Here is an 879-nt window from a genome sequence, read left to right as displayed (position 1 = left end):
GCGTTGCGTCGCGCGGCACGGGTCGGCGACGGGTGGACCTCGGCGATGATCAAGTTCGACGAGCTGACCGCCGTGATCGACCGCCTGCGGGTGCTGCGCGCCGAGTACGGCCGCAGCGACCTACCGTTCGAGATCCAGGCGGTGTCCGTCGACCGGTTCGGTTCCTCCGGCTACGCCGAACTCGCCGACGCCGGGGTCACCGACATCATCGTGGTGCCGTGGATCTTCGACGGCCACGGTTTCGACTCACCGCTCGAGGCGAAGCAGGAGTCGCTGCATCGCTTCGCCGACAAGTACATTCACGGAAGGGACGCCGTATGAGCGAGGAACATCCCGCCCGGGTCGCGGCGCGCGCGTCGCAAGCCGCGGCCAGTGCCCGCCGCAAGGACGAGTGGCTGGCGCTGTTCGCCGAGGACGGCTGCGTCGAGGACCCGGTCGGCCCGTCCGGTTTCGATCCGGAGGGCAAGGGTCACCGCGGCCGGGACGCGATCTCCGCGTTCTACGACATGACGATCGCGAACACCGAGAAACTCGAGTTCCTCATCGACGATGTGCTGGTGTGCGGCGACGAGTGCGTCAACATCGGCACGATCCGCACCACGCTGGCCGGCACCGTCATCGACGCCGAGGGCGTGTTCGTGTACCGGACCGACGGCGACGGCAAGATCGCGTCGCTGCGCGCGTTCTGGGAGGTCGAGCGGGCCATGAAGACGGCCCGTACCGTCGAGTAGCCGGTATCCTCGGCCCATGACCGTGGCCGGGATCGTTCTCGCCGCAGGGGACGGCTCGCGGTTGGGTGGTCGCGCGAAAGCGCTTCTGCCCCACCGGGGCCGTCCCCTGTTGCATACCGTCGTCGATGCGCTGCGACAGGGCGGTTGC

At 68.8% G+C, this 879-nt stretch carries 2 protein-coding genes and 1 pseudogene; all 3 read left to right on the top strand.

The window, feature by feature from the left end; genetic code table 11:
• Positions 1 to 321: pseudogene (locus I0Q12_RS09950) on the top strand (LLM class F420-dependent oxidoreductase); the annotation flags it as partial.
• The gene (locus I0Q12_RS09945; RefSeq protein WP_197251762.1) at positions 318 to 731 is read left to right on the top strand and encodes a nuclear transport factor 2 family protein; all 414 of its coding nucleotides are present in this window, start codon (positions 318 to 320) and stop codon (positions 729 to 731) included. The pseudogene I0Q12_RS09950 and the gene I0Q12_RS09945, both read left to right, overlap by 4 nt.
• A 16-nt stretch (positions 732 to 747) precedes the next feature.
• On the top strand, positions 748 to 879 hold a 132-nt coding region (locus I0Q12_RS32560), incomplete at its 3' end, for an NTP transferase domain-containing protein (protein WP_231610388.1).

It is taken from the genome of Rhodococcus sp. CX (genome assembly GCF_015865005.1).
Lineage (GTDB): Bacteria > Actinomycetota > Actinomycetes > Mycobacteriales > Mycobacteriaceae > Rhodococcus.
This window is presented reverse-complemented; position numbering and strand designations above follow the sequence as displayed.